Here is a 6,000-nt window from a genome sequence, read left to right as displayed (position 1 = left end):
AAAGGCCAGGCCAGTGAATGCATTCACTGGCCTGGCCTTTTTTGAGCCCCCAGCAGGCCGATGGCCCAAGCGTTCAGAACTTGTGACGTACGCCGAGCGCGACGCCGAGCATCGTGCTCTGGCCGCTGGCGAGGAAGTATCCGTTCGCGAAGCTGATGGCCGACGTATCGAAGTTGAGGCCCGCGTTCTTCGAGAACGCCGTCGTCAGGTACAGGTCGGTGCGTTTGGACAGCGTGTAGTCAGCGATGAAGGACACCTGCCATGGGTTGGCCAGATGCGTCTGGCCCAGCAGGTTCTTCACGTTGTCGTAGTTGTACTCCAGCGTCAGACCCAGGGCCGGGGTGACCTGGTAGTTGCCGCCAATCCAGAAGAAGTCGTCCCGCAGAATCAGCGTGGAGCCGTCTTGCGCCTTGTTCTGACCCCAGCGATAGCCGCCCATGATCTTGGCGGTGGCACCCAGCGTATAGCTGGCACCGATCGTCGCTTTCTTGAATGAGCCGGTACCGACGAAAGCGCCCGCGGCTGAGCTAAGGCTCGGGTTGTACTGGTCATAGGCCACGGCGACACCGAAGGGGCCTGCTGCATATTCCGCACCAAGGCCATAGGCGGAGTCGCGACGGAACTGGCCCGGCACTTCGCCATTGCCCCCCACGCTTGGCGCACCCTGGCTCGTGCCCGGCAGCGCGACACCCGTGCCGAACGACCAGTGCGCGATGGCCGTCACCGGGCCGAAGGTGCCGATGTATTTGGCCGTGTTGTCTTCGCGAAGGTTCGCACCTGCGAATGCCACGACGGGTTCGTACTGCACCGCATAGGCCGTGGGCGAGTAGTTCGCCATGATGTGGAATAGCGACGTGTACTGGCGCCCGAACAGGAACTGGCCATAGCGACTATCGAGTCCAACGTATGCCTGGCGACCGAACAACCGGCCTTGCGACTGCACACCGTTGTCGATGCTGAACCCGCTTTCCAGCACGTACACGGCCTTGGTGCTGCTACCGAGATCCTCCACGCCGCGCAAACCCCAGCGTGAACTGGACAGGCCACCCGAAGTCAGTCGCCATGTGTTCCCACCCTGCCCGGCATTGAAGCCATTAGCAGGTGTTGGCGGCTGAGAGCCAAGATGACTGACGTACTCGATGTTGGCATCCGCGACACCATAGAGTGTCACGCTCGACTGAGCGTGTGCAGTACCCATGGTGCCAAGCACCGCCGTCGCAAAAAAGATTCTCTTCATCGTTATGTTTCTCCTCTCATCGGTCTGAAAGACCTTCCACTCCTGCCGGAACGGCGCGAAAACACCGCCGCCCCCACAAAACTTCAGGCTGCCGTGGCCCTGACAGGTTGTCGGTCAGGAAAATGGGCGCAATTGCCCCCCGCCAGCGAATTACCCCGGCTTTGGCTTGCACTGCGGATTGGGAACACTGGGACGGCACTGCGTCCCACTGGCGAACAGGCGCGTGCTATTCGGAGATGTCGGTGCCGCGCGTTTCCGGCAGGAGCCAGATCGCCACAAGGCTGACGACGCTGGTGGCGGCGAGGTACCAGGCCGGCGCGTTAGGGTTGTGCGTCCAGGCCAGCAAGCCTGTCACCACGAACTGCGTGGTCCCTCCGAATAGCGTGGTACCGATTGCGTAGACCAGAGAGACGCCGATACTGCGAAAGCCAGCCGGCAACAACTCGGGAATCACGACGATCGATGCCGCGGCACTCATGGCGGTGAGCGCTGCGAGTACCGCTGTCACGGTCAGGAAGCTGATGGCACCGGGCATTGCGCCCAGCCACCAGAACATTGGCACGATCAACAGCGTCAGCGCGACGCGCGGCGCAATCAGGACAATCTTCCGGCCGCGCCAATCGCATAGCCAGCCTCCCACCAGTCCGAACGCGAACGTCATCACGCCACCAACGAGAGCGCTGGTCTGCGCAAGTGTTGCGGGCAGGTGCAACGTCTGGATCGCGTAAGTGGTCATGTAGTTGCCAATCTGAGACGCGACCGAGGCAGACAGCACCATCAGCACGCCCAGAACAACATAGCGCCGGTGCGACTTCATCAGGCCACCGACCACCTCGGCCGTGCTGCGCTCGGTCCGGGCTTCGAAGGTTTCGGGCAGGCTGCGACGAATTTTCAGGGCGACCGGCACGAGCGCGATGCTAATCACGAAGGGGATACGCCACCCCCAGGCGGCCAGGTCTTCCGCCGGCAGCAATATCGACACCGCAACGCCCAGCAGTCCACCAACCGCCACGGCAATACCCTGGCTGGCCAATTGCCAACTCGCGTAAAGTGCGCGGCGATTCGGCGGCGCGGCCTCGACGAGTAGCGCGGTTGCTGGCCCCACCTCTCCGCCGAGCGCCAGGCCTTGTAGCAAACGGCAAGCCACCACGATGATGGGAGCGGCGATACCGATGGACGCATAGCTCGGCGTGGCGGCCATGCCAAGCGTGCCAAAGGTGATCAACGCCACGGTCAGGATCATTGCAGGCTTGCGACCGGCCCTGTCAGCCAGCGCGCCGATCAGGACGGCGCCGAGTGGGCGGGTGAAGAATCCCACTCCGAAGGTGGCGGCCGCGAGCAGCAGGCTGCCGAACTCGCCACCGACCGGAAAAAATGCGCGACCGATGTAGACGGCGAAGTATGCGTAGATGACGAAGTCGTAGAACTCGAGGGCATTGCCGGCAACGGCGGCGGCAACCGCGGCCCGACCAATGACTGGCCGAACGTCGGGCTCGCCGACATCCCTCGCCGTGTGAACCGCAAGCGTCTGGGCAGACGCCGGACTGGTGGCGCGCATTTTGTCTCCTTGGAATCGTTATGAATGGACTGAGGGCCTGCTCAGACGATCAGTCTTCCCGCAGTCCATTCAGGGTCTGCAGGAACACGTCGCGGCCCTGTTGCCAGACAGCCTGTTGCCAGTCGTCCGCCTGGGGATAGAAAGCATCCTTGAGGGTCTGGCGGATGGCCGCCGCCTGCAGCGGGTCAGACGAACCGTGGCGGTGCAGCCAGTGTTCGGCACGGCTGGCGCCGATGACTTGCGGCATCGGATACGTGCCGAACTCCAGGCAGAGATTGGTCTGCTCGGCCTGCGCGCATTCGTCGAAGAGTGCGAACTGGATCGGCCCGGTCATCGGGATGCTGTTCGAAGTCCCGGCATGAACGGACGTCACATCCCCCCACCAACGACGCGCTCGCTCCAGCGAACGCCCTTCGTCGAGGCAAGCGAAGATGCGCTCCCCCACGCCATAAGGTCCAAGCCCAGTGTGAACATCAATGGAGCCCAGATGCTGGCAGTTGCGCGCATGGCGTTGGAGGATCCGACGAAATGTGGTGTTGCTCCAGGCCGGCTCGCGCCCGCCAAAATGCATGCCATCCTCGAAGCGATATTGACCCAGCGAGACGGCATGCTGAAACCCCTTCACGCCCCACTCCTTGCGCAACATGAACAGCGCAAGCTCGTTGTCATCGCTGGGCGGCCACTCCGTGGGGAGCAAGAGTTCATGGATCTCCGCATATGGCTTGTTGTCCGGCAGCGGAGCCGAGAAGTCGACGAAATTGCGATTCAGGTCGACGTTCTCCTGCGTCTCCCGGCGCGAGTACGAGAACCCGTGGGGATTGACCGCATGGATATACAGCACCGCCGTGTCCGGCGCCGCTACCGGGCCAAGGCCAAGCAACCCGGTCTGAATGGCGGAGCCACAGTAGCCTTCCACGCCGTGCACGCCACTGATGATGACGGCCAGCTTCGAAGCATGCAGCGGCCCGTCGCGCACGACGTCCGTGGCCAGCGACTCGCCGTGGGCACCCTCGAGCGGCAGTTCATGGGACTCGACGTCGAGCCCTCGCGATGCGGCGGCCTGCAGGAACTTCTGCCGGGCCTCCGCGTATGTTCGACTGAACAGGTTACGAACTTCGGGTTGCACCTTGACTCCTCGATGATGCAGCGCTGATTCCATATGCCGATGACCTCAGGCGGGGAATGTCGGTCGGGATGCGCGCGTCCGTGTGGCGCGACGTTCGCCACAAGCGCGTCCAAACGCGGAAAAGATCGCTTTGGCCAGGCCGCAGTCGTCGATACGCATCTCCGGATGCCACTGGACGGCAAGCGTGAATTGCGCTGCGTTGGCAAGCGAGAACGCCTCCACGAGTCCATCGGGCGCCGTTGCTTCGATACGCAGTCCGGCACCGAGCCGCTCGACGCCCTGGTGATGCAGCGAATTGACCACGGCCGAACGCCCTGCGATCCCTTCCAGCCAGCCACCAGGCACGATGTGGATATCGTGGCTATCGTCGTACCACTGCTGGATGGGTCGGTCGTGGTCGCCCTCCCGATGATCCAGTCGGCCAGGCTGAGCGTGCACCGCGCGCTCGAGCGTGCCGCCATGCAAGACGTTCAACTCCTGAAAGCCACGGCAAATCCCCAGTATTGGGACCCCAGCATCGATCAGGGCTGGCAGCAGACCAAACACCGCGGCGTCACGGTGGGGGTCCTGGCATGTCGTTGCCGGCAGGGGCGTGGCTCCATACCTTTCCGCCGCGATGTTGGACGGACTGCCGGTCAGGACGATGCCGTCCAGCGTGTCGATCAACGTGTTGGCATCGATGGCGTCGGCGCACGCCGGGAGCAGCAGCGGCTGCGCACCGGCAATCTCGCTAACAGCCCGCACATAGCCACCGAGAACCGAGTAAGCCGGATGCCTGTGGAGGTCGATACGATCCGTGATGATCGCCACGACCGGAAGAAGTGACTTTTGAATTGGGGCGGATGACATGGAACGATGCGGCAGTCGGAATGGATCTGGCCGCAGTTTGGAGACATCCACTACTTGTGTAAATTGCAACTAAATTCTAGTTAAAATGCAATTCATGCAAGTGGACTGTCATCGTCATGAATACGCGTCAACTACGCCACTTTCTGGCCCTTCTCGATACCGGCTCATTGGCTGCGGCGGCCGAATCGGTTCATCTGAGCCAGCCAGCGCTATCTCGCAGCATCCGCGCGCTTGAAGACACGCTTGGCGTGCCGCTGTTCGACAGGAATGACCGGCGGCTGCGCCCGACCACCTATGCCATCGCCTATGCGCCCCGCGCGCGCCGCATGCTTTCCGACGAAAAAGAAGGCCTACGGACACTCGGCCTGATGCAGTCCGGCGATCTCGGCACGTTCTCGGTAGGGATGGGCTCTTCGCTTGCCACGCCAATCCTGCGCCCGATGCTGGCTGAACTGCTGCGCACATCGCCTGGACTGCGGCTGCGCAGCCTGATCGACACGTCCGAGCGACTCCTTGATGCCCTGCATGCCGAACGCATCGACTTCTTCGTCGGCGACACCCGCGTGGCAAAGCTGCACGATGGGCTGGCGATCGAATCCATCTTTCCTTGCACATTTGGCTGGTATGCGCGGCGCGATCACCCGCTCTCACACAACGAAAATGTCAGCGCCGCGCAGATCCGTGAGTACCCTCTGATCGCGCCCGGCTACTTCGAACCATCGCTGGGACAACGGATTGCGCAACTCTACGAACTGCCCGCGCCAGTGCAGGACCAGTTCGCGCTGATTTCGGACGACATCGGCACCGTCCTGGAGATCGTGGCATCCACCGATGCAGTTGTCCCGCTGACGGACCTTGCCGCGATCTCCGCGCTCAAATCACAGCTCATTGTCGAACTTGACGTACGGCCCGCGCTGGAACTGGACTTGACGCTCGGCATCGTCCGGCATGGCAACCGCACCATGGCGCCCGCAACGATGATGGCCTTCGAGATCATCCGCCAGCGGTTCGCCATGGCGGCAAGCGAGATTGCCACCATCAAAGGACTTGCGGCGGATCGGTGATCGCACTCGATCCGCATGTGGGCAGTTCGATCAGTGGGCGGGCTCCAGGACGACTTCCCCGACGATGCCCAGAAATGTCTGATTCATGACCCATGGCAAAGGGCCATGGCTGCGGGCGTTGCGGCACTGTGATAGTTTCCGCAGGTTGTTTCGATGCCTGTCTGGA

At 62.5% G+C, this 6,000-nt stretch carries 5 protein-coding genes; 1 reads left to right on the top strand and 4 read right to left on the bottom strand.

Features of this window, described 5'->3' with window-relative positions; translation table 11 throughout:
* Nucleotides 1-73: 73 nt before the first annotated feature.
* The 4 genes from B2246_RS13555 to B2246_RS13540 all read right to left on the bottom strand — a co-directional run bounded on the left by B2246_RS13555 (nt 74) and on the right by B2246_RS13540 (nt 4,770).
* A complete protein-coding gene (locus B2246_RS13555) occupies nt 74-1,237 on the bottom strand; it encodes a porin (protein WP_286882397.1) in 1,164 nt (387 codons plus the stop codon).
* Nucleotides 1,238-1,463: 226 nt separating this feature from the next.
* The gene (locus B2246_RS13550) at nt 1,464-2,795 is read right to left on the bottom strand and encodes an MFS transporter (protein ID WP_286882398.1); all 1,332 of its coding nucleotides are present in this window, start codon (nt 2,793-2,795) and stop codon (nt 1,464-1,466) included.
* A gap of 49 nt (nt 2,796-2,844) precedes the next feature.
* Nucleotides 2,845-3,954 (bottom strand): M14 family metallopeptidase, encoded by a 1,110-nt coding sequence (locus tag B2246_RS13545; RefSeq protein WP_051705402.1) that lies wholly within the window; start codon nt 3,952-3,954, stop codon nt 2,845-2,847.
* Nucleotides 3,955-3,966: 12 nt separating this feature from the next.
* Nucleotides 3,967-4,770 carry a gamma-glutamyl-gamma-aminobutyrate hydrolase family protein gene (locus B2246_RS13540; protein WP_008643966.1) on the bottom strand — a complete coding sequence of 268 codons (804 nt, stop codon included), beginning with the start codon at nt 4,768-4,770 and terminating at the stop codon, nt 3,967-3,969.
* A gap of 116 nt (nt 4,771-4,886) precedes the next feature.
* Here B2246_RS13540 and B2246_RS13535 point away from each other — a divergent pair, with 116 nt between their 5' ends.
* Nucleotides 4,887-5,834, top strand: coding sequence for a LysR family transcriptional regulator (locus tag B2246_RS13535; protein WP_008643965.1), 948 nt, complete (start codon nt 4,887-4,889; stop codon nt 5,832-5,834).
* Nucleotides 5,835-6,000 lie beyond the last annotated feature (166 nt).

It is taken from the genome of Cupriavidus sp. UBA2010 (assembly GCF_002335265.1).
In the GTDB taxonomy this organism is placed as follows: Bacteria; Pseudomonadota; Gammaproteobacteria; order Burkholderiales; family Burkholderiaceae; genus Cupriavidus; species Cupriavidus metallidurans.
Note: the sequence above shows the minus strand (reverse complement) of the source record. Positions and strands in the feature narration are given on the sequence as shown.